This window comes from Spongiibacter thalassae, from assembly GCF_012272835.1.
In the GTDB taxonomy this organism is placed as follows: Bacteria; Pseudomonadota; Gammaproteobacteria; order Pseudomonadales; family Spongiibacteraceae; genus Spongiibacter; species Spongiibacter thalassae.
The window spans coordinates 140,097-161,672 of sequence record NZ_JAAWWK010000006.1 but is presented as its reverse complement, the minus strand read 5'-3'; the positions used below and the strand labels follow the sequence as shown (position 1 = coordinate 161,672).

The 21,576-nt window shown below is 58.3% G+C and carries 24 protein-coding genes; 12 read left to right on the top strand and 12 right to left on the bottom strand.

All coding sequences use genetic code 11. The features are described 5' to 3' along the window. Positions 1–2: 2 nt before the first annotated feature. From HCU74_RS16145 to rhlB, 3 genes are all read left to right on the top strand, one after another. Positions 3–752: a HesA/MoeB/ThiF family protein gene (locus HCU74_RS16145; RefSeq protein ID WP_210425359.1), complete on the top strand. Its 750-nt coding sequence runs from the start codon at positions 3–5 to the stop codon at positions 750–752. A 52-nt stretch (positions 753–804) separates the two neighbouring features. Next, entirely contained in the window at positions 805–1,476 is a 672-nt protein-coding gene (locus HCU74_RS16140) for an HvfX family Cu-binding RiPP maturation protein (protein WP_168451456.1), read from the top strand. Positions 1,477–1,562: 86 nt separating this feature from the next. Then, positions 1,563–2,930, top strand: a complete 1,368-nt coding sequence (gene rhlB / locus HCU74_RS16135) for an ATP-dependent RNA helicase RhlB (protein ID WP_246864668.1) — start codon at positions 1,563–1,565, stop codon at positions 2,928–2,930. A 35-nt stretch (positions 2,931–2,965) separates the two neighbouring features. On the opposite strand, the gene cysZ is transcribed toward rhlB, so the two are convergent. Beyond that, on the bottom strand, positions 2,966–3,694 hold the full coding sequence (gene cysZ, locus HCU74_RS16130; protein ID WP_168451455.1) for a sulfate transporter CysZ: 729 nt from the start codon (positions 3,692–3,694) through the stop codon (positions 2,966–2,968). Positions 3,695–3,847: 153 nt separating this feature from the next. On the opposite strand from cysZ, the gene HCU74_RS16125 reads away from it, so the two are divergent. Beyond that, entirely contained in the window at positions 3,848–4,102 is a 255-nt protein-coding gene (locus HCU74_RS16125; RefSeq protein ID WP_168451454.1) for a hypothetical protein, read from the top strand. Positions 4,103–4,122: 20 nt separating this feature from the next. After that, positions 4,123–4,497 (top strand): hypothetical protein, encoded by a 375-nt coding sequence (locus tag HCU74_RS16120; RefSeq protein ID WP_168451453.1) that lies wholly within the window; start codon positions 4,123–4,125, stop codon positions 4,495–4,497. On the opposite strand, the gene HCU74_RS20475 is transcribed toward HCU74_RS16120, so the two are convergent. After that, a complete protein-coding gene (locus HCU74_RS20475) occupies positions 4,494–4,700 on the bottom strand; it encodes a cysteine-rich CWC family protein (RefSeq protein ID WP_168451452.1) in 207 nt (68 codons plus the stop codon). The genes HCU74_RS16120 and HCU74_RS20475 overlap by 4 nt on opposite strands. 55 nt (positions 4,701–4,755) lie before the next feature. On the opposite strand from HCU74_RS20475, the gene smrA reads away from it, so the two are divergent. After that, entirely contained in the window at positions 4,756–5,343 is a 588-nt protein-coding gene (smrA, locus tag HCU74_RS16110; protein ID WP_168451451.1) for a DNA endonuclease SmrA, read from the top strand. Positions 5,344–5,348: 5 nt separating this feature from the next. On the opposite strand, the gene HCU74_RS16105 is transcribed toward smrA, so the two are convergent. From HCU74_RS16105 to gatC, 4 genes are all read right to left on the bottom strand, one after another. Further along, positions 5,349–5,639, bottom strand: coding sequence for a PA4642 family protein (locus HCU74_RS16105; protein WP_168451450.1), 291 nt, complete (start codon positions 5,637–5,639; stop codon positions 5,349–5,351). A 41-nt stretch (positions 5,640–5,680) separates the two neighbouring features. Next, positions 5,681–7,126: an Asp-tRNA(Asn)/Glu-tRNA(Gln) amidotransferase subunit GatB gene (gatB, locus tag HCU74_RS16100; protein ID WP_168451449.1), complete on the bottom strand. Its 1,446-nt coding sequence runs from the start codon at positions 7,124–7,126 to the stop codon at positions 5,681–5,683. A gap of 11 nt (positions 7,127–7,137) precedes the next feature. Continuing rightward, on the bottom strand, positions 7,138–8,592 hold the full coding sequence (gatA, locus tag HCU74_RS16095) for an Asp-tRNA(Asn)/Glu-tRNA(Gln) amidotransferase subunit GatA (RefSeq protein ID WP_168451448.1): 1,455 nt from the start codon (positions 8,590–8,592) through the stop codon (positions 7,138–7,140). Positions 8,593–8,675: 83 nt separating this feature from the next. Beyond that, positions 8,676–8,963 carry an Asp-tRNA(Asn)/Glu-tRNA(Gln) amidotransferase subunit GatC gene (gene gatC / locus HCU74_RS16090; RefSeq protein ID WP_168451447.1) on the bottom strand — a complete coding sequence of 96 codons (288 nt, stop codon included), beginning with the start codon at positions 8,961–8,963 and terminating at the stop codon, positions 8,676–8,678. Positions 8,964–9,199: 236 nt separating this feature from the next. Here gatC and HCU74_RS16085 point away from each other — a divergent pair, with 236 nt between their 5' ends. From HCU74_RS16085 to HCU74_RS16060, 6 genes are all read left to right on the top strand, one after another. Further along, on the top strand, positions 9,200–10,237 hold the full coding sequence (locus HCU74_RS16085; RefSeq protein WP_168451446.1) for a rod shape-determining protein: 1,038 nt from the start codon (positions 9,200–9,202) through the stop codon (positions 10,235–10,237). A gap of 42 nt (positions 10,238–10,279) precedes the next feature. Then, a complete protein-coding gene (mreC, locus tag HCU74_RS16080) occupies positions 10,280–11,104 on the top strand; it encodes a rod shape-determining protein MreC (RefSeq protein WP_168451445.1) in 825 nt (274 codons plus the stop codon). Positions 11,105–11,107: 3 nt separating this feature from the next. Next, complete coding sequence (mreD, locus tag HCU74_RS16075) at positions 11,108–11,590, top strand: rod shape-determining protein MreD (RefSeq protein WP_168451444.1); 483 nt, start codon at positions 11,108–11,110, stop codon at positions 11,588–11,590. A gap of 16 nt (positions 11,591–11,606) precedes the next feature. Next, entirely contained in the window at positions 11,607–12,173 is a 567-nt protein-coding gene (locus tag HCU74_RS16070; RefSeq protein ID WP_168451443.1) for a Maf family protein, read from the top strand. Next, on the top strand, positions 12,170–13,645 hold the full coding sequence (gene rng / locus HCU74_RS16065) for a ribonuclease G (RefSeq protein ID WP_168451442.1): 1,476 nt from the start codon (positions 12,170–12,172) through the stop codon (positions 13,643–13,645). The genes HCU74_RS16070 and rng overlap by 4 nt, the downstream gene beginning before the upstream one ends. A 93-nt stretch (positions 13,646–13,738) precedes the next feature. Continuing rightward, positions 13,739–17,521 carry a YhdP family protein gene (locus HCU74_RS16060; protein WP_168451441.1) on the top strand — a complete coding sequence of 1,261 codons (3,783 nt, stop codon included), beginning with the start codon at positions 13,739–13,741 and terminating at the stop codon, positions 17,519–17,521. A 10-nt stretch (positions 17,522–17,531) separates the two neighbouring features. Here HCU74_RS16060 and yjgA read toward each other — a convergent pair whose 3' ends face one another. The 6 genes from yjgA to hpf all read right to left on the bottom strand — a co-directional run bounded on the left by yjgA (position 17,532) and on the right by hpf (position 21,512). Further along, the gene (gene yjgA / locus HCU74_RS16055) at positions 17,532–18,056 is read right to left on the bottom strand and encodes a ribosome biogenesis factor YjgA (protein WP_168451440.1); all 525 of its coding nucleotides are present in this window, start codon (positions 18,054–18,056) and stop codon (positions 17,532–17,534) included. Between the two features lie 23 nt (positions 18,057–18,079). Further along, complete coding sequence (gene mgtE, locus HCU74_RS16050) at positions 18,080–19,438, bottom strand: magnesium transporter (RefSeq protein WP_168451439.1); 1,359 nt, start codon at positions 19,436–19,438, stop codon at positions 18,080–18,082. A gap of 125 nt (positions 19,439–19,563) precedes the next feature. Continuing rightward, positions 19,564–19,833, bottom strand: a complete 270-nt coding sequence (locus tag HCU74_RS16045) for an HPr family phosphocarrier protein (RefSeq protein WP_168451438.1) — start codon at positions 19,831–19,833, stop codon at positions 19,564–19,566. 22 nt (positions 19,834–19,855) lie between these two features. Continuing rightward, entirely contained in the window at positions 19,856–20,710 is an 855-nt protein-coding gene (gene rapZ / locus HCU74_RS16040) for an RNase adapter RapZ (RefSeq protein WP_168451437.1), read from the bottom strand. A 13-nt stretch (positions 20,711–20,723) separates the two neighbouring features. After that, positions 20,724–21,176 carry a PTS sugar transporter subunit IIA gene (locus tag HCU74_RS16035; RefSeq protein ID WP_168451436.1) on the bottom strand — a complete coding sequence of 151 codons (453 nt, stop codon included), beginning with the start codon at positions 21,174–21,176 and terminating at the stop codon, positions 20,724–20,726. Between the two features lie 48 nt (positions 21,177–21,224). After that, positions 21,225–21,512 (bottom strand): ribosome hibernation-promoting factor, HPF/YfiA family, encoded by a 288-nt coding sequence (gene hpf, locus HCU74_RS16030; protein ID WP_168451435.1) that lies wholly within the window; start codon positions 21,510–21,512, stop codon positions 21,225–21,227. Positions 21,513–21,576: the final 64 nt, after the last annotated feature.

The following is a 21,576-nucleotide window of genomic DNA, read 5'->3' as shown; positions in this document are numbered from 1 at the left end:
AGCTGAATAACCAGCAGTTGCTGCGCTACAGTCGCCATATTCTATTGCCCGCCCTGGATGTCGAGGGCCAGGCGAAACTGCTGGCGAGCCGGGCGCTGATTGTCGGCATGGGTGGGCTGGGCTCTCCGGTGGCCATGTATCTGGCCGCTTCCGGGGTCGGGGTGTTGCAGCTGGTGGACGACGACGAGGTGGAGCTGAGTAATCTCCAGCGGCAGATCGCCCACGGCAATGCCGATATCGGCCGCAGCAAGGTCGCATCGGCGGCGGCGACGGTTGCCGAGCTGAATCCGGAGGTGTCAGTGGTGGCCAGTGAATGCCGGCTGTCCGGGGATGCCCTCCACGAGGCGGTCGCCGCCGCCGATGTGGTGGTCGATGCCAGCGATAACTTCACCACCCGCTTCGCCCTTAATGCCGCCTGCTGTGCCGCAAAGGTGCCGCTGGTATCCGGCGCGGCGATTCGCAGTGAGGGGCAGCTCAGCGTGTTTGACTTTCGCCGCCCCGACAGTCCGTGTTACCGCTGTCTTTACCATGACAGTGACGACGCTGCGCTCAACTGTGCCGAAAGCGGTGTGTTGGCGCCGTTGGTGGGCATGGTGGGCAGTATGCAGGCGATTGAGGCTCTCAAATGCCTGGCCGGTTTTGGTGACACCCTGGTGGGTCGTCTACTGCTGATCGATGCCGCGACGATGGAGATTCGGCAGCTGCGTTTGGCCAAGGATCCCGCCTGCCCGGTTTGCTCCGCCGTCACTTAGTGGCATAGTGCAACTCTTCACCTATATTCATAAGATAAAAAAGGAGGTGGTGATGGTTGTGCTGCTGCGAGCCTATTACTTTGTCCAGGATCATTTCTTTGCCTTGTTCCGGCCGTTGGAGTTTCTCGCGCCCCTGTTAATCCGGCTGTACCTTGCGCCGATAATGATTGCGGCTGGCCTGTATAAGCTCTACCACCTCGAGGACACCATTAATTGGTTCAATCACGGCCTGGGGCTGCCCGAGCCGGAAATAATGGCGTATCTGGCCAGCTACACCGAATTGGTGGGGGGCTTTTTGCTGTTATTTGGTCTGGCGACCCGGTGGGCGTGTATTCCGCTGATGGTGACGATGCTTGTCGCCGCTTATACCGTGCACTGGGACAATGGTTGGTTTGCCATTGCGCCGTCGAATCCGGCCACCAGTACGGCCAAACCGCTCGCCGATGTCGGTGTGCCGCTGGCCCAGCAGAGTCTGGAAAACAGCGTTCAGGTCGGCAAGCGTCTGCAGCGGGCCAGAGAGCTGCTTATGGAACACGGTAATTACAACTGGCTGACTGAAAAAGGCGGTTTTGCCGTGCTTAATAATGGGATTGAATTTGCCGCCACCTATTTTATTATGTTGCTGACCCTGTTTTTCACCGGAGCGGGGCGTTGGCTGAGTCTGGATTACTATTTGGATACTCAGGCACGGGGCTTGGTCGAGGCAAAAAACGCCGCGTCGTAGTCTTGCCGTTCATGGATAAATCCCGTCGTTAACGGGGAATGATGCTAGAATGACCAATTCGCGACATAATTGAAGAAGAGATCATTTTGCTACGTAAGTTGTTTTCACCCGCTGGCAACCAGCAGAAAAAGGGCTCAACCGAGGCTGCGGCCTCCGCCGAAACGGGGCGCGACGATACCGCCCGAACCCAACGACAGTCTGAGGGCAAGCGCGGTGGCCGCGCCTCGGCGCGCAAGCGCCAGGAGGCCCCGGCGACGCCGTGGACGCTGGATCAATTTGTGGTGCCCCCCGAAGATGGTAAGACCCGCTTCCACGACCTGGATCTGGATGTGAGGTTGATGCGTGGGATTGCCGATGCGGGCTTTCAGTATTGCTCTCCTATTCAGGCGGCGTCGCTGCCCCACACCCTGCGCGGCAACGATGTTATCGGCAAGGCGCAGACGGGCACCGGTAAAACGGCAGCCTTTTTGATTACGATCTTCAACGACCTGCTGGCCAACCCTGTGGAAGAGGAGCGCTTTGCCGGGGAGCCCCGTGCTTTGGTGATCGCGCCAACCCGGGAATTGGTGGTGCAAATAGCCGAAGATGCCCGCTTGCTCGGTAAGCATACCGGGTTGAACGTGGTGACCCTGATAGGCGGAATGGATTATCAAAAACAGCAGGAAAAATTAACCAATCAGCTGGTCGATGTGGTGGTGGCAACCCCCGGGCGCTTGCTCGACTTTGCCGGGCGCCGTGATCTCTACCTGGATCAGGTCGAGCTGCTGGTTATCGACGAAGCCGACCGAATGCTGGATATGGGCTTTATCCCGCAAGTAAAACGTATCGTTCGGCTGACGCCGCGTAAAACCCACCGTCAGACTCTGTTGTTCAGTGCGACGTTTACCGACGATATTATTCGGCTGACCGAGCAGTGGACAGAGGCGCCGGTCAGTATCGAAATCGAGCCGGAATCGGTGGCGACTGACTCCGTGGACCAAAAGGTCTATTTGGTCGAGTCCCAGGACAAATTCCGCGTGTTACTCAATATCGTGCGCCAGCCTGAGGTAACCAGTGTCATCGTGTTTGCCAACCGCCGGGACGAAACACGGCGTCTGCAGGAGCGTCTGCGCAAGGCGGGAGTGCGCTGTGGTTTGTTGTCAGGGGAAATTCCTCAGAACAAGCGCTCGCGCACTTTACAGCAATTCAAGGATGGCGAAATCGAGTGTCTGGTGGCAACCGATGTGGCGGGTCGCGGTATTCACGTCAAGGGTATCAGTCATGTGGTGAATTACACCTTGCCGGAAGAGCCCGATGACTACGTTCACCGTATTGGTCGTACCGGTCGTGCGGGGGCCACGGGCACCTCAATCAGCTTCGCCTGTGAAGACGATGCCTTTTTGCTGCCGGACATTGAAGCCGAGCTGGGTATGAAATTGCCCTGTGAGCAGCCGCCGGAAGTGCTGCTGAAATAAGGCGCGCCGCCCTGGGTTTCCGGGGGAGGTGAGCGCTATTGCTGCTTCAGACGTTCCAGCCACATGACCGTGCCGCCACATACGGCGGCCGGCATAATAATCAGATTAACGATGGGAATCATCGTACCCACCATCACCACCGCGCCAAAACCGAAGCTGGTGAAACGCTGCTTTTCCAGCCGGCGGCGAGCCTCCTTGAAGCTGAGCTTGTGATTATCCATCGGGTAGTCGGCGTATTCGATCGCCATCATCCACGCATTCATGCAAAACCACAGTATTGGTGCCAGTGGTGAAATAATAAAACTGGCGATCAGCGTCAAAATGGCAAACAGCGCGTAATACAACAGCTTTTGGCACTCGCGGCCCATACTTCGGGGAAAGCTGGCCAGTGCCGAGACGAAGGTTTCGCGGCCGCTGACTTCCTCGCCACTCAGGATTTCCTCCAGCTTTTCCGCCAGCAGGCCATTGAAGGGGGCCGCGACGATGTTGGCGATGGTGCTGAACAGATACATGACAATGGCCAGTAGCAGAATCACCGCCAGTGGCCACAGCAGCCATTCGAGAAAGCCCAGCCAGTCCGGTAGCCAGTCGATGAGTTGGTTGATCCAGTGGGAAAAGCGTCCCACGGCAAAGTAACTCAGCAGGCCGAAAATCAAGGTGTTGATGGCCAGTGGCAGGGCGACAAATAGGCGGATACCGGGCAGTCGCAGTAATTGAAAGCCGCGCGCGAGATACTGTGGGCCGCTCAGGGCTTTTTGGCTCATTGTCGGGATCCTGACTGTGGTGTTGGTCACATGGTACGTTGCCGCCGGCAAACATCCAATAGTATTTCCTGCTGCCCAGCACGGCCACAGCTTGCTAGACTGGCAGCAGGCGTGGCGGTGGATGGCGCCTGTTAATATGAGTGAGAGTGAGCCATGAAATACGTTCTGGGTGGAATCCTGTTGATGTTGGCAGTGACGCTGCAAGCGGCGCCATTGACTGCGGTAAATATTGCGAGCCTGGCCATTGGTGATGAGGTCGCGGCGGACCCCGGCAGCCAGCGTTACGCCCCGGGTACGCGGGTGACGGTTGTCGAGCAGGACGGCGGGCCGGTGGTACTGCAGGCCATCGTTAAGCGCTATGCCGATGGTGGCAAGGTCATAGTGGAAATCGTACCGGAAGCGGAATAAGCGGCAGGAGGCCGGCTGAAATGAACAGCGCGCGGATTAAATGGTGGGCGGTGTTGTTGATCGCGATGGCGCCCATGAGCGTGTACAGCGATGCCTTTCTCGAAGCGGCCTCGGCAATGTGCGAGAAAAGTAAACAGTGCGCGAAAGCCAGTCTCGCGGGAGAGGCGATGGCACCGGAAATGGAAGCGATGCTCATGCAGCATATCGACCAGCTCTGCATGACCATGCAGGGGCAATTTTCCAGGGTGGCGTCCGCCAGCGGCCATCCTCTGTACCAGCCGGCGACGGCGTGTATGCGTTCGCTGGCCGAGCAGAGCTGCGCCGAGCTGGAAGCGAGCGACAATTCCACCCCGGCCTGCGCCCGTTACGAGGCGCTGGCAGCGGATTACGACTAGGTTTGCGCCGGGGCGGCTGTTCCGCACTGAGGGCACAGGCAGTATTGTGGCAGTCGCTGTTCGCGGGCCGTGGCCACGGCGGTGCGGTTGATCGGTGTAGACATGCACCAGCAGGTTGCCGGGTCCCGATTGGCGGCAACGGCGCATTGATTAGCCTGACCACACAGTGGGCAGAGTTGCGGGTTTGCGGTTGTTTGCGTCATTGGCGGATAATAGCGCATATCGTACGGGGTGCAGAGTAGTTTCAAGGGGGATGTAATGAGTGACGATGATGCCTTGTTTGCCGCAGAGATGCAGGGTGTGCAACGTCTGCCCCAGGAGGAGCGCGTCGCCCTGCAAAAGGTCAGTACTTCGCCCTGGGCAATAGCGGCCCGCCGTCAGGCTGCGACGGCCAGCCGGGCGCCGCGAAATTTTTTGTCCACCGCTGAAATCCCCTTTTTAGACCCATACTACGTGCTGGAATACCGTCGAGAAGGGGTGCAGCACGGTGTGTTTCGCAAATTGAAGCAGGGTCGCTATGACATAGAGGCGCGCCTGGATCTGCACAAGGTGACAGTGGAAATGGCCAGGGTGCAGGTTTTCGAGTTTATTCGTGAAGCGATGCGCCTGGATCTGCGCACTCTGATCATTGTCCACGGACGCGGTCACCACAACCAGTCCGGTGCGGCGGTGCTGAAGTCGTACATCAACCTCTGGTTACCCGAGATGGAGGAAGTGCAGGCATTTTGCAGTGCGCAGCCCCAGCATGGTGGCGCGGGGGCGGCCTATGTGTTGTTGCGCAAGAGTGAGCGCAAGAAGCAGGAGAATCGCGACCGCCTGAGTCGCGGTCGCACAGAGTCGCGTTAGCAGCCTCAGGCAGCGCCGTTTTTCTCCAGCGCAGCCACGAACTCGGTGGAGTTGCGGTGTTCGCGAGCATAGCTGAGCACCGTGCGACCAGCGGAGTCGGTGGCGTTAATATCGCCGCCGCTTTCCAGGAACATGCCAATGAATAACTCAAAATCGTCGGCGCGCATGCTTTGATAGGCTTTCAATAGCTTGTGGAAGTCGGCGTTGGTGCCGGCCTTGGGTTCTACGCTGAGAAACTCCCGTACGCGATCTTCGGTCCAGACTTCGTCCAATACCTTTTCTTTGTCTTTTTTCATCGTTCTGTCCTGTGCTTTCAAATGCTATGGGGCAAGGGGGCTCAGCCCAGTTTCTTGCCGAGAAGTTGGTTGACCATGCCAGGGTTGGCCTGGCCCTTGGAGGCTTTCATAATCTGGCCGACGAAAAAGCCAATCAGTTTCTTGCGCTTGCCGTCGTCTGCGGCGCGGTACTGTTCAACCTGGGCAGGGTTGGCGGCAATCACTTCGTCGATCATGGCCTCCAGTGCGCCGCTGTCGGAGACTTGCTTGAGGCCCTTGCTTTCAATCACCGCGTCGGCGCTGTCCCCCTCGCCATTCCACAGAGCCTCAAATACCTGTTTGGCAATCTTGCCGGAGATGGTGTTGTCGCGGATTCGCTGGATCAGGCCGCCGAGCTGCTCGGCGCTGACGGGGCTTTGGCTAAGGTGCAGATTGTCGCGATTCAGTGCAGCGGATAATTCGCCATTGACCCAGTTCGCCGCCAGTTTGGCATCGCCGGCAGTGCTTGCGGCGGTTTCAAAGTAATCGGCGATGCAGCGTTCGGCGGTGAGCAGCGCGGCGTCGTAGGTAGACAGCCCGTATTGCTGTTCAAAGCGCAGGCGCTTGGCGTCGGGTAGCTCCGGCAAGGTGTCCCGCAGCTGATCGATCAATGACTGTTCGATATGCACCGGCAGCAGGTCGGGGCAGGGGAAGTAGCGATAGTCGTTGGCTTCTTCCTTGCTGCGCATGGAGCGGGTTTCGTTCTTGTCGCTGTCGTACAGCCGGGTTTCCTGTACCACCCTGCCGCCGTCTTCGATCAGGTCGATTTGTCGTTGGGCTTCAACCTTGATGGCGCGCTCGACGAAGCGGAAGGAGTTGATGTTTTTGATTTCCGCCCGGGTGCCATACTCCTCCTCGCCCTTCAGTCGAACCGAGACATTGGCGTCGCAGCGCATTGAGCCCTGGGACATATCGCCGTCGGACACGCCGAGGTAGGTAATAATGGAGTGGATTTTACGCAGATAGGCCACGGCTTCTTCGGCGCTGCGCATATCGGGTTCAGAGACGATTTCGATCAGCGGCGTGCCGGCGCGGTTCAGGTCGATGCCGCTCATGCCCGAGAAGTCCTCGTGCAGTGACTTGCCCGCATCCTCTTCAAGGTGGGCATGGTGGACCCGGATACGGCGTGTGCTGCCATCTTCCAATCCAATTTCCACCACGCCGGGGCCGACAATAGGCTTGTCCATCTGGCTGGTCTGGTAACCCTTGGGCAGGTCGGGGTAGAAGTAGTTCTTGCGCTCAAAGACCGAGTCGCGGCAAATGTCAGCGTCGATGGCCAGACCGAACAGAATGGCGTCCTTGACCGCCTGCTCATTGAGTACCGGCAGGGTGCCGGGCAGGGCCAGGTCAACCGCGCAGGCCTGGGTGTTGGGCTCAGCGCCAAAGGCGGTGCTGGCACCCGAGAAAATTTTCGATTTCGTAGTCAGCTGAACGTGTACTTCCAGCCCGATGACAGTTTCCCATTGCATGTTGTTGCTCCTCAGTCGCAGTCCGGCGCGCGGCGGCTGTGCCAGTCGCTGCGTTGCTGATATTGGTGGGCGGCGGCGAGCAGGCGCGCTTCGTCGAAATCGCGGCCGATCAGTTGCAGGCCTGCGGGTTTGCCATCGCACAGACCGACGGGCAGAGACAGAGCGGGTAGCCCGGCGAGGTTGATCGCGATGGTGTAGATGTCCTCAAGGTACATGGTGACCGGGTCGCTCACCTTTTCGCCCAGGCCAAAGGCCGGGTTGGGGGTGGTCGGCCCGGCGATGATATCTACCTGCTGGAAGGCGTCGGTAAAGTCCTGCTTTATCAGGCGGCGAATCTGCTGCGCCTTGCGGTAGTAGGCGTCGTAAAAGCCGGCAGACAGGGCGTAGGTGCCAACCAGAATACGGCGCTTGACTTCGTCGCCAAAGCCTTCCGCGCGGCTGCGGGTGTACAGGTCGTCGAGGTCACTGGGGTTTTCACAGCGGTAGCCGTAGCGCACGCCGTCGAAGCGCGACAGGTTGGTAGAGGCCTCGGCGGGCGCGATGACGTAGTAGCAAGGCACAGCCAGCTCTGTGTGGGGCAGACTGATATCCACCAATTCCGCGCCCATTTTCTGGTACTCGGCGAGGGCCGCGTGCACGGCATCGCCAATGGCGGGGTCGAGGCCGGCGCTGAAATACTCCTTGGGAATACCGATTTTCTGGCCGCGCATATCGGTGTCCAGCGCGGCCCGGTAGTCGGGAATAGCTACATCCATGCTGGTGCTGTCGCGCTCGTCAAAGCCCGCCATGGTTTGCAGCAGAATGGCGCAGTCCTCGGCGGTGCGCGCCATCGGGCCGCCCTGGTCGAGACTGGAGGCGAAGGCAATCATGCCGTAACGGGAGACCCGGCCATAGGTGGGCTTGAGGCCGGTCAGTCCGCAGAGTGCCGCGGGCTGACGAATCGAACCGCCGGTGTCGGTGCCGGTGGCAGCGGGGGCCAGGCCCGCGGCAACTGCCGCGGCACTGCCACCGGATGAGCCACCGGGTACGCAGTCGCGATTCCAGGGATTGCGCACCGGGCCGTAAAAGCTGGTCTCGTTTGAGGAGCCCATGGCGAATTCGTCGAGGTTGGTCTTGCCCAGGGTAACCGCACCGGCCGCCGCCATTTTCTCTACGACAGTGGCATTGTAGGGGGCGATAAAGTTGTCGAGCATTTTCGATGCGCAGCTGGTGCGAATGCCGTCGGTGCAGAAAATGTCTTTATGGGCGATGGGCACGCCGCCGAGCAGGGAGGACTCGCCTCTGGCGCGGGCGTTGTCAGCAGCCTGGGCCTGGGCAATGGCCAACTCGGGGGTGACGGTAATAAAGCTGTTGTATTGGCCGTCGCGGGCGGCGATGGCGTCGAGATACTGGCGGGTGATTTCTTCGCTGGAGTAATCACCGGCATCGAGGCCGCGGATAATGTCGGCAACCGTATAACTTGGCATGGGGTGTGTTCTCTTTTTGGGTGACGCGGCGTAGTATGCAGCGCCGGTTTTTCAGGCCTGCGGTCAGCAGCAGCGGTAGCCGGTTAGTCGATGACCTTGGGCACCAGATAGAGGCCGTTTTCCGTAGCCGGAGCGATGGCTTGAAAGCGTTCGCGCTGATTCTCCTCGGTGACGACGTCGGCGCGCAGTCGTTGGTGGGCGTCGTGGGGATTGGCCATTGCCTCGACCGCGCTGGTGTCAACAGCCTGCATGGTGTCGATCATGCCCAGGATGTCGGTGATTCGACCGAGCAATTCTTCACTGCTGCTGTCGTCAATTTGAATGCGGGCCAATCTGGCCAGCTTGGCGATGTCGCTGTGTGCTAAACTCATTGCGTGTCCCGGTTGGAGTGCGGCGTCAAGTCGCCGCAACGCAGATCGGGGCATTGCCCGGATCCTGTCTAAGAAAAGCCGCTAAACTTATCATATTTGCGCCTTGCCCTGAATCCCTGCCATTGATAGAGTGGCAAAGTTTTTAATCTTGGGGTAATTCTTACTGTTTTCTACAGGAAATCTGCCCTGCCAGCCGGTTTTGTCCTAACCAAAACCGTACAAGGTGATAATCGCACATGTTGAAACGAATTCGTGGCATGTTCTCCAACGATCTGTCGATAGATCTGGGAACGGCTAACACTCTTATTTATGTTCGTGGGCAGGGTATCGTCCTGGACGAACCGTCGGTGGTGGCTATCCGTGTCCACAACGGACAGAAAACCATTGAAGCCGTCGGCATTGAAGCCAAGCGGATGCTGGGACGAACGCCGGGTAATATCACCGCGATTCGTCCGCTGAAAGACGGCGTTATTGCCGACTTCCAGGTTACCGAAAAAATGCTCCAGCACTTTATCAAACTGGTGCATCAGAATAGTTTCATTCGCCCAAGCCCCCGAGTGTTGGTCAGTGTTCCCTGCAAGAGCACCCAGGTGGAGCGTCGGGCCATTCGCGAGTCGGTGCTCAGCGCCGGTGCCCGTGAGGTTCGTTTGATCGAAGAGCCTATGGCGGCCGCGATTGGTGCGGGACTGCGAGTCGAGGAAGCCTCGGGTTCGATGGTGGTGGATATCGGTGGTGGAACGACCGAAATTGCCATTATTTCCCTGAATGGTGTGGTGTATTCCGACTCGGTGCGGGTGGGCGGCGACCGCTTTGACGAGGCGATTGTGACCCATGTGCGTCGCACCTACGGCAGTTTGATTGGTGATGCGACCGCTGAGCGGATCAAGCAGGAAATCGGCTGTGCCTACCCCGGTAGCGAGTTGCGTGAAATCGACGTGCGCGGACGCAATCTGGCTGAGGGAATTCCCCGCCGCTTTACGCTGAACAGCGACGAGATTCTCGAAGCCCTGCAGGAGCCGTTGCAGGTGATTATTCAGGGTGTGAAGCGCGCGCTTGAGCAATCACCACCGGAATTGGCGGCGGATATCGCCGAAACCGGCATCGTCTTAACCGGTGGTGGCGCCCTGCTGCGCGGCATCGACCAGTTGATTGCCGATGAGAGTGCGCTGCCGGTCATCATTGCCGAAGACCCCTTGTCCTGTGTTGCCCGGGGTGGCGGTAAAGCCCTGGAAATGATCGATCGGCATCACCTCGACATCCTTTCTGCGGAATAGCAATGAGCTGCGTGGCAGCAGGAGGATGCGGCAATTAAACCGGTGTTCTCCAAGCCCCCGTCCTCAGGGGGCCGTCTTTTATTACTGGGTGGCCTGTCCCTGGTCTTGATTCTGGTCGGTTCCCGGCTGGAAGTCCTGGCGCCTTTGCGCACCCAGCTGTCGGCCCTGTCGGTGCCGTTCTACTGGTTGGTCGACGTGCCTGCCCGAATCAGCGAGCAGAGCCGTGGCATGTTCAGCAGCCGCAAGGAGCTGATTGAAGAAAACCAGGCCCTGCGTGCCGAGTCCCTGATTCTCAACGCCAAATTACAAAAATATATCGAGCTGCGCGCGGAAAATGTCCGACTGCGGGAATTGATGAATTCCGCCGAGCGGGTAAACGATACCGTGGTGGTTGCTGAAGTGATCGCCGTTGCCTCGGACCCCAATCGGCATATGCTGATGGTGGACAAGGGCAGCCGTCACGGCGCTTTTGTGGGGCAGCCGGTCATCGACGCCAAGGGCTTGCTCGGCCAGATTATCGATGTTGGCCTGATGTACAGCCGTGTGCTGATGATTGCCGACAGCGCCCATGCGATTCCTGTACGGGTGAGCCGCAATGGTTTGCGGGCAATTGCCGAGGGCACCGGGCGTATTGATGAGCTGAATCTGGCCCACGTGGCGGCGACCACCGATATTCAGGTGGGAGATTTGCTGGTCAGCTCGGGTCTGGGCGGACGTTTTCCGTCGGGGTATCCGGTGGGCGAAGTTACCCAGGTGGCCATAGACCCCGGTAAGCCCTTTGCTGAGGTGCGTGCTAGACCCATGGCGGAGCTGGATCGCAGCCGCAATGTGCTGCTGGTTTTCAGTGAGCGCCCGGAGGTGGAGTGAGCAATGGAGTCCACCCATCACGGCCTTTGGGTCATTGCCGTCAGTATTATCCTGGGTTTGCTGGCGGCTATTTATCCCCTGCATGACAGTCTTGCCTGGAGCCGTCCCGACTGGCTGTTGCTGATATTAATGTTCTGGTTGTTGGCTGTTCCCGAGCACGTGGGTATTGTACTGTGCTGGGTATGCGGTTTTATTCAGGACATACTGCTCGGGGTCGTTATTGGGCAGAATGCGTTTTCCCTGGCGGTGATTGCCTACATCGTGCAAGTATCCTATCAGCAGTTGCGAATGTTCAGTGTGCGCAAGCAAGCGGCTCTGATCGGTTTGCTGGAGCTGTTTCGAATTCTGGTCGATCAATGGGCGCAAAATATCAATGGCGTAGCGCACACCCATTGGTTGATTTTTCTTCCGACCTTGACCACCGCGCTGATGTGGTTGCTGGTACGGCCGCTGCTGTCATGGTGTCAGCGGCATCTGATGTCATAGTGTTAACAGGCCCTGAATGCGTTTAATTCTTGCTTCTTCCTCACCCCGCCGTGCAGACCTTTTGCAGCAGATTGGTCTACGCTTCACTGTACGTGCGGCAAACATTGATGAGTCGGTGCTGCCTGGGGAGGCCCCCAACGCCTATGTGGCGAGGATGGCAATTGCCAAAGGTCGCGAGGTCAGTCGCCTCTGCGCAGCGGATGATTGCGTGTTGGCGGCAGATACGGCGGTAATCGTCGATGGGCGAATTCTGGGCAAGCCCAGCTCCCGGGGTGATGCTGCGATGATGCTGCGGCGGCTGAGCGGGCGGAGTCACGAGGTGATGACCGCGGTCAGTGTGCATTACGGCGAGGCGCTGCGAGTGGCGATATCCAAGACGGAGGTGTTTTTCGCCTCGTTGAGCGACGCCGAAATCAATAATTACCTCAACACCGGCGAGGCAGATGACAAGGCGGGTGGTTATGGTATTCAGGGCCATGCCGCTTGTTTTGTCCAGCGCATCCACGGCAGCTACAGCGGTGTTGTCGGTTTACCCCTGTATGAAACGGTAGACCTGCTGAAACAGGTAGGGTTTTCCAGATGAGCGAAGAAATACTGATTAATGTGACGCCAGCAGAGACCCGGGTCGCTGTGGTGGAAAACGGCGTTTTACAGGAAGTGTATATCGAGCGCAGTCGCTCGAAGGGAATCGTCGGTAACATCTATCAGGGCAAGGTGGTGCGTGTGCTACCGGGTATGCAAGCCGCTTTTGTCGATATTGGTCTGGAGCGTACCAGTTTTATTCACGCCTCTGATATTGCCGCGCTGGACCAGCCGGGTGGCGAGCACGCCGATATTCGCACCAAAATCCGCGAAGGCCAGCAGCTCACGGTGCAGGTAACCAAGGACCCGATGGGAACAAAAGGCGCACGTCTGAGCACGCGTCTGTCGGTGTCTTCGCGCTACCTGGTTTATATGCCGGGAGCGGCCCACGTAGGGGTGTCCCACCGTATCGACGATGAAGAAGAGCGCCAGCGCCTGCGGGAGTTAATGGGGCGGGTGCTCGGCGAGGGTCAAGAGGAGAAAAACCCTGCCGCTGAGGACGGCTATATTCTGCGCACGGCGGCGGAGGGAGCGGGGGAGGAAGAGCTGGCGGCGGACGTCGCCTTTCTGCGCCGCTTGTGGCTGGCGGTGGAGCGGAGGATGAATCGCGACAAGGCACCTTGTATTATCTATGAGGATTTGCCGCTATTCATGCGCACCATGCGCGACCTGGTCAGGCCCGGGCTGGAAAAAATTCGTATAGACTCCCGGGAAAGTTTTCAGCGCGTGGACGAATTCGCCAAGGATTACCTCCCGGAGATTCGCAGCCAGCTCGAGTATTACCCTGGTGAACGGCCGATCTTCGACCTGTACAGTGTCGAAGATGAAATACAGCGGGCGCTGGGGCGCAAGGTCGAACTGAAGTCCGGCGGTTATCTGATTATCGATCAAACCGAGGCGATGACAACGATCGACGTGAATACCGGGGCTTTTGTCGGTCATCGCAATCTCGAAGAAACCATTTTCAAAACCAACCTCGAAGCGGCCGCTGCCCTTGCACGGCAACTGAGATTGCGCAATCTCGGCGGCATTATCATCATCGACTTTATCGATATGAAAGACCCCGAGCACCGGCGGCAAGTGCTGCGCGCGGTTGAGCGGGTGATGGAAAAAGACTACGCGAAGACCAGCATTACCGGGGTGTCTGAACTGGGGTTGGTGGAAATGACCCGCAAGCGCACTCGGGAAAGCCTTGAGCACGTGCTGTGTGAGCCATGCCGTTACTGCCACGGCCGCGGCTCGCTGAAATCCGCTGAAACGGTGTGTTACGAAGTGTTTCGTGAGATTCTGCGCGAGGCCCGGGCCTACGAAAGCAAAAGCCTGCTGGTGTTGGCCTCGCAGGAAGTGGTTGACCGGCTGGTCGACGAAGAATCGGCAAACGTCGCCGACCTGGCCGAGTTTATCGGGGCAAGTATCCAGTTTCAGGTGGAAGTTCTGTATACCCAGGAACAGTTTGATGTCATTCTGCTGTGATCGCGCGTTGACCGCGGGAGCGCTGGTTCGCTGTGTTGACACAGTGCCTGCCGGCCATCGCGCTGTCTGCGTTATTGCTATCGGGTGACTGTGGTGGCTGAGTTCCTTCGCCGAGTGTACAAATTGCTTTGGGCCTGTGCGCTGCTGGTGCTGGTACTGTTGGCGCTGTACGCCAGTCTCGGGCGGCAGTACATCGGTCTGGTGGCTCGTTACCAGCACGAGATCATGGATTACGTGCAGAACATGACCGAAATTCCACTTTCAGTGAGTCAACTGACGGGGAACTGGTCAGGATTATCCCCTATTATTTCCGCTGCGGATCTGACCATTGCCGGTGGGGCAATCGTGTTGGATCGCGTCACTGTCGAGCTGGATCCGGTCAGCAGTCTGCTCGGGGTTGGCCCCAGATTGAGCCAGTTAAGGCTCGGCAAATTGGAACTCTACCTCGAGCAGAATGCCGAGGGTCGTTGGTCGTTGCCGGGCTTGTCTGCCGGTTCCGATGAGGTCGGCATCGATCCCTTGATCGATCTCGTGTTAGCGGTGCGTCGCGCCGACATGGATGAGTTGCACCTGAACCTGCATTTTGCCGATGGTCGTAAAACCTCTGCTCGGATCGAAGATTTCTCCTGGGTGGGTGACGGTTTTTTTCGCCGTAGCTATGGTCGGATCAGTACCGACGGTGGCGGTGATATTCGCTTCCTCGGCGAAGCCAGAGGCGATCCCCGCGACGAGGAATTCTCTGCCAACACCTACGCCGTGGTGGATCAGGCCAGTATGACCTCACTGGCTCCCCTGTTTGAGCACGAGGGGCTGGCCAACAGCGAAGCCAGTGGTGAAATATGGTTTCGCTGGCGAGAGGGGCGGCGTTTAAGTTTGCGGGGAATACTGCGCGCCCCGGAGTTGGCTGCCGGTGTTGCCTGGGGCAGCAACGATGTGTTTAACGACGTTGAAATGCGCTTTAGCGGCAGCCACCACCGGGGTGTCTGGCAACTGGCCTTCAGTGAGTTTTCCGCTCTGTGGCGAGATCAGCATATCGATCTCAGTGGCTTGTCGATGGATCACCCTGACCGCCATCGCTGGCGATTTGCCCTGCCGCAACTCGATCTTCACGCCAGTGCCGAATTGCTGACCAATGCCGGTGTGCTGCACCCGGAATTGCAAAATACCCTGAAAGTCGTCGGCGCCAAGGGCGAGTTACGCCATGCGCGGGTGGTGGTGGATACTCGGGAAGAAGTAGCGTTTTCGCTGCAGAGTGAGCTGCAAGCCCTGTCGCTGGAGCCGTGGCATGGGGCACCAGGGGTATCCGGCTTGTCGGGATTTATCGACGTGCAGCGCGACGGCGGTAAGCTGCTTATCGACAGCAGCGAGATGAGTCTGCACTTTCCCAATGTCTACCACGAGGCGTTTGCGCTGAGCGATGTCCGCGGGGAGTTGCGCTGGGAGATTGCCGATCAGCGACTGCGTCTGTACAGCGGCCCGATTACCCTGCGCAACAGTGATGCCCGGCACTCGGCATTGCTTCGCCTGAGCCTGCCCCTGGAGAAAGACGCCGAAGTCCCGCCGCAAATGACTTTGGCTGTTGCGGTGGAGGATCTCGATCTCGGCGAGGGGCAGAAATTTATTCCCTATTTCCTCAGTGATGGGCTGCGCTCCTGGATTGCCGATAGCGTGAAATCCGGCCGCGCCGATCGCGCTGATTTTATCTACCACGGTGCCCTCGAGGGGGGGGGAGCGAACTCCCGGTCGGTACAGTTGAAGCTGGCCGTGTCTGACCTGAATTTGCGCTTTCAGCCCGACTGGCCGGCAATTCAAGCGGGCAAAGCAACACTGCTGCTGGATAATGGTGAGGTGCTTGCCAGCGGCGAAGATGTCAGCATCAGTGGCATCGCCGCCAGTGATGTCGCCGTACTTATTAGTGAGGAGAGCGGCCAGTCAACGCTGAAAGTTTCGGCGAAGGCATCGCCCACCTTTGCCGCAGTGCAGCGATTATTCCGGCAATCTCCACTCGGTGATCTCAGTGGGCAGGCCATTGATAGCTGGCGTGGCGAGGGGCGCATTGCTACTCGCTTTGATCTGGAAATGCCGCTGGAGGGTGAGCCGCTGCCACAGGTCAATGTTGTTGCCGATGTGAACCTGCCCCTGTTGCTGTTCCCTGAGCTAAACCTGTCCTTGACCGAGGTTGATGGTCGAGTGCATTACCAGACCGAATCAGGACTGAACAGCGAGTCGCTGAGCGCCAAGCTCTTTGGCGAGCCCATACGCGCTATTCTCCACCAATCCGGTTCAGCGGTATCGGTGGACGCTCAGGGTTTTGTCAATATGCGCGATGTCCAGCGTTGGCTGGACCAACCCGCGCTGACATTCTTTGACGGCCGCACGGCGGTGCGTCTTGAGCTCGCCGCTGGTGGGCAAAATCCGGGCGTCAAGGTGACCTCCAATATGGTCGGTGTGGGTATCCAGCTACCGCAACCGATTTACAAGGCCGCCTCGGAACCAATGCCCTTGGTATTGAATTACCGCTTCGCCGATGTTGATCCACCGCTGACCATGTCGTTGGGCGATGAGTTTCGCCTGCGTGCGCGTCTTGGCGGTGATCGCCCGGCCATTGCGCTGAGTGTGGGTAAATCGTCCTCGGCAACGCTGCGGGATAACGCTGTCTCGATCGTCGGTGCGCTTGATTTTGCCACCACAGACCAGTGGCTGCCGACCTTGACGCGGTTTACCAGCCAAGCGGGAAAGCACGGTGGCACATCGTCGATGCCGATAGTCGTCGAGGGCATTCGCATTGCCGAGGCGGATGTGATGGGGCTGCCTCTTAACGATCTGCGGCTGCAGGCACAGAGTTCTGATAATGGCTGGAGCATAAATCTCGCGGCTGACGAATTGGCCGGAGATGTGTTTTTCCCACTGGCGGAGGGTGAACCCATCGCCGGGTATTTTGCGCGGATCAACCTTGCCGATTTGCCCAAGTCAGAGCCCGGCGCCCCGGCACCGCTGAGCCAGGTGGACCCGAGCAGCCTTCCCGCAGTGGACTTCGATGTTGATAAGCTGACGATAGGTGCGCGCAATTACGGGCGTTTGGGCTTTAATCTGCGCAGCGACGAACAGGGAGCGCATTTCCTGTCCTTGCGGGGGCAGGTGATGGGGGTCGTGCTGGACAGCGGCACTCAGGAGAACAGTCTGCATTGGTGGCGGGACACCACCGGTGTGATGCGCTCCCAGTTGCGTGGGCGTTTCGGCGTCAAGGACATCGGCGATACCCTGCGTTCGCTGGGCTATGAGAAGGTGATGGAAACCCGCAGCGGCACCATTGATATGAACATCGGCTGGCTGGGCTCGCCTGACGCCTGGACGATGGCCAAGAGCCAGGGTCGGGTCGGTTTCCACTTTAAGGACGGCCGGTTTTTGAAAAGCTCCGATGCCGCCAGTGGTACGCTGCGGGTGCTGAGCGTGTTCAATATGACCAACCTGGTGCGCCGTTTGAAATTTGATTTTCGCGATGTTTTCGGCAAGGGCATTCACTTTGATGATGTCAGTGGCGAGCTGGGTTTCGCCACCGGGAGTATGCACCTTACCTCGCCGCTGAATGTGGTCGGTCCGTCGAGTCGCTTCCAGATGACGGGCAATATCGACCTGATTTCCGAGCAACTGGATATGCGCCTGGTGGCGACGCTGCCGGTTGGCAGTAATCTGCCGTGGATGGCAGCGTTGGTGGGTGGCTTGCCCGCTGCAGCCGGCGCCTATGTGGTCACCAAGGTGTTCGAGGAGCAGGTCGATAGTTTTTCCAGCGCGGTGTACGACCTCTCAGGGAGTGTGCAGGACCCTCAGTTGTCCTTTCGCAAAATCTTCGACGTGGAAAGCGACCGGGTTAAATAGAGTGAGTTGGCTAGCGGTTGACCTCGTTGGCGTTGGCAATTTCCTGCAATTCCCGTAAATACCGAAACAGCTTGCGCGCTGCGGCGGGGGGCTTTTGCGCGGCTTTTTCCTTTTCTGCTTGCAGTAACAGCTGACGCAGACGCTGGCGGTCGGCATCGGGAAAGCGTTCCATGGCCTCGGTAATGGCGGGCACGCCGCCCTCGAGCAGGCGGTCGCGCAGCCCTTCCAGTTCATGAAAGCGGCGGGCGAGATCCTTCTGACCGCGCTCGCGTTCCTCCAGGGCCGCTTGAATGGCACTGCTGTCGATCAGGCGCATTAATTTGCCAATGTATTGCATCTGCCGTCGCAGACCTTCGTGACTTTTGATTCGGCGGGCGGTGGCGATCGCCTCTTCGAGGTCGGGGTCGGTAATCGGCATTTTCGCCAGGTCGGCATTACTCAGCTTGACCAGTTGCGCACCGAGGTCCTGCAGGGCCTGCATTTCCTTTTTCAGGGCGGTTTTACTGGGGCGTTGCGAGTCGTCGAAATCAGTCACAGCAGATGCTCTATAAGGTGGGGTCAGCGATAAAAATAGGTCGCCAATCCGAGAAAGGACATGAACCCGACAACGTCGGTGACGGTGGTCAAGACCACGCCACCGGCTAGGGCCGGATCAATTTTCAGCGCTTTGAGGATCAGCGGCAGCACCGCCCCGGCCAGCGAAGCGGTAATCAGGTTAATCACCATCGCGGCGGCAATGACCCCGCCGATAATGTAATCGTCAAACCAGTAGCTCGCCGCTGCTGCGACGATGACCGCCCACAGGACGCCGTTCATCAATCCGACCAGGACCTCGCGATTAATCAGCCAGCGACTGTTATTGCGGCTGATATGGCCGAGGGCCATGCCACGGATAACCACGGTCAGGGTCTGGGTGCCGGCGACACCACCCATGCTGGCAACGATAGGCATCAACACGGCCAGGGCGACGACCTTTTCAATGGTGCCTTCGAACAGGTTGATGACCGCTGAGGCGATAAATGCGGTGAGCAAATTGATGCCCAGCCAGATCGCGCGCCGGGGGGCCGTGGTAAACACCGAGGCGAAGGTGTCTTCGTCCTCGTCCAGACCAGCCATGCTCATCAGTGAATGGTCGGACTCTTCGCGGATAACGTCGACGACGTCATCGATGGTGATTCGGCCGAGCAGGTAGTGATTTTCATCGACCACCGGGGCCGATACCCAGTCGCGGCGTTCGAACAGTTGGGCAACTTCCCGGGTGGACATATTGGCGGGGATCGGCTCCACCTCGGTATCCATTATTTCCCGCACGGTAACGCTGGGGTCAGACACCAGTAGTTTGCGCAGCGACAAGACACCGATGAACTGGTCGTTGCGGTTGACCACCAGCAGGCTGTCGGTCATTTCCGGCAGCTCTTCGTGGCGGCGCAGGTAGCGCATGGCGACATCCAGGGTGATGTTGGGCCGCACCGTGATGGTGTCGGTGTTCATCAGACCGCCGGCAGTGTCCTCGTCAAAGGAAAGCACATGCTCGATGCGCACCCGGTCCTGGTGGTCCATCGAGTCGAGTACTTCGCGAATGACCCGGTCGGGTAGCTGCTGGAGAATATCGGCGATATCGTCCGCTTCCAGCCCTTCAGTGATGGCCGCTACTTCCTCGGCGTCCATTTGACTGAGGAACTGGCTTTGCACCTCGTCGTTCAGGTGCTGGAGAATATCCCCCTCGTTCTCAATATCGACCAGCTGCCAGAGCACGCCGCGGATTTTCTGCGGGGTGGATTCAATCAGGTGGGCGGCATCGACGGGGGGAAGGCCGTTGAGCATACGGCGAATTTGCAGAAACGCGCCGGAGCCGAGAGCTTCGTTAAGGGTCTCTAGGCGGCTCTCTGTTTCATGCTTGTCTGCCGACTGGGCCATAACATTCCCTGGGTAGCGGTCGCGCTCACTGGCGGAAATGCAGGAACGCTCTGTCCGGGAGAATTATCCTTTAATCCGCGGCCCGCAACAATTGCCCAGAGAAAAAATGGTGATAAAAGAACGATTTATTCCGCTTCGTCAAAGCGATTGTTAATCAGCGTGACAATCGCGTTCATAGCGGCTTCAGCGTCGTCGCCAGCGCAGCGCAGGTGCAGTTCGGTGCCCTTGCTGGCGGCGAGCATCATGACCGCCATAATGCTTTTGCCATCAACAAACCTGTCGCCCACGCCCACTTCAATGGTCGCGGCGAAGGCACCCGTGGTGGCAACGAACTTTGACGCTGCACGGGCGTGCAGTCCGAGTTTATTAATAATGGTTATTTTTTGTTCTAGCATGGGTAGTTCTCAGGACGGCCCTTTACTGGAGTTCGCGGTGGCGGACTTGCAGGGACGGAGATAGATCAAGCAGGGCCTCGCCGAGTTTTTCGACCATATATACTGAGCGATGTTGTCCGCCGGTGCAACCGATGGCAACTGTGAAGTAGCTGCGATTACTGGCTTCGATCTCCGGTATCCAATGGCGTAAAAAGCCAAGAATATCGTCGTACATCTTTTGTACCGGAGGTTGTTGGTCGAGAAATTCCCGCACTGGCTCGTCGCGCCCGGTGAAGCTGCGCAGATCTTCGTGCCAGTGGGGGTTGGGTAGCATGCGCAGATCAAATACCGTGTCGGCGTCGATGGGCAGGCCACGCTTAAAGCCAAAGGATTTCAGTTGTACCGCCAGTCGGTTGGCATCGACACCGAGCACTCGGTCGCGGATACAGGCGCGCAGATCGTGCACGGTCATATCGCTGCTATCGATGGTCAGTGAGGCCTCAAGCAGGATGGGTTCCAGCAGAAGCCGTTCGAGTCGAATGGCATCGCTCAACGGCAGTGATTCGTTGCTCAGGGGGTGACGCCGCCGGGTTTCACTGAAGCGCTTGATGAGCTTGTCGTTGTTGGCGTCGAGAAAAATAATCCTCAGGGTGGCGTGTTCCCGTACCTGTTCGCACAGGGCCTGAAAGCGGGATAGCTCATCAGGGGAATTGCGGGCGTCGATACAAACCGCCACTTTCTTATGCAGCTTCAGCGGGCTTTGCAACAGTTCGCGCACCAGCTGTGGCAGCATGGCCACTGGCAGGTTGTCGATGGCGTAAAAGCCCTCATCTTCCAGTTGGTGCAGGGCGGTACTTTTACCCGAACCGGATCGACCACTGAGAATGATGAGCTGCATTGTCGCCCCTTTGTTACTGGTTTTGGATGGCCCGTTGATACAGGGTGCTGTCGTCCTGACTGCTGCGCAGCGCCTGGCGGAAACTCTCGTTGTTAAATGCCGTGGCGAGGGCGGCGAGCACCTTGATGTGTTCGTCGTGGGCTTCCGCCGGCACAATCAATGCAAAAACGAGGTCCACGGGTTGGTCGTCAATCGCTTCGAAATCGATCGCTTCGGTGAGTTTCAGCAGTATTCCGGTGATTTCGGTGCACTGCTCGCTGCGGCAATGGGGAATTGCCACGCCGTGGCCGATACCGGTGCTGCCCAGTCTTTCCCGGGCCAGCAGGTCGTTGAACAGCTGGTCGGGGTTAAACCGACTGTCGTCCTCGCTGAGGAATTGGGCAAGCTGTTCGAGCAGGCGTTTTTTGCTGGTAACGGACGTACCGCAATGGGTACGTCCAGGGCTGAGTATTGAGTCTAATGTCATTGTCGGATTGGGTCCGGGTTGAGAGTGTCCGGAAACTGGCCGGGGCGACTAGCGCCCCAGGTTTTTTTCCTTGTGTTTGATAAGCTGTCGGTCGAGTTTGTCAGTCAGGCTGTCAATTGCCGCATACATGTCTTCTGACTCGCAGGTGGCAAAAAGATCGGCCCCTGCCACATGAACGGTAGCTTCCGCTTTTTGTCTGAGCTTTTCTACCGTGAGGGTAACATCGGTATTGGTGATATTGTCGAAATGTCGCTGCAGTTTGGCAAGTTTATTGTTCACGTAATCCCGTAGTGCCGGAGTAACCTCTACATGGTGACCACTGACAGTTATTTGCATATCTTGCTCCTTCATTGCTGAGAAACATCCGGCGCCTCCCGGCGCGTTGTGTACGACCGCGCGA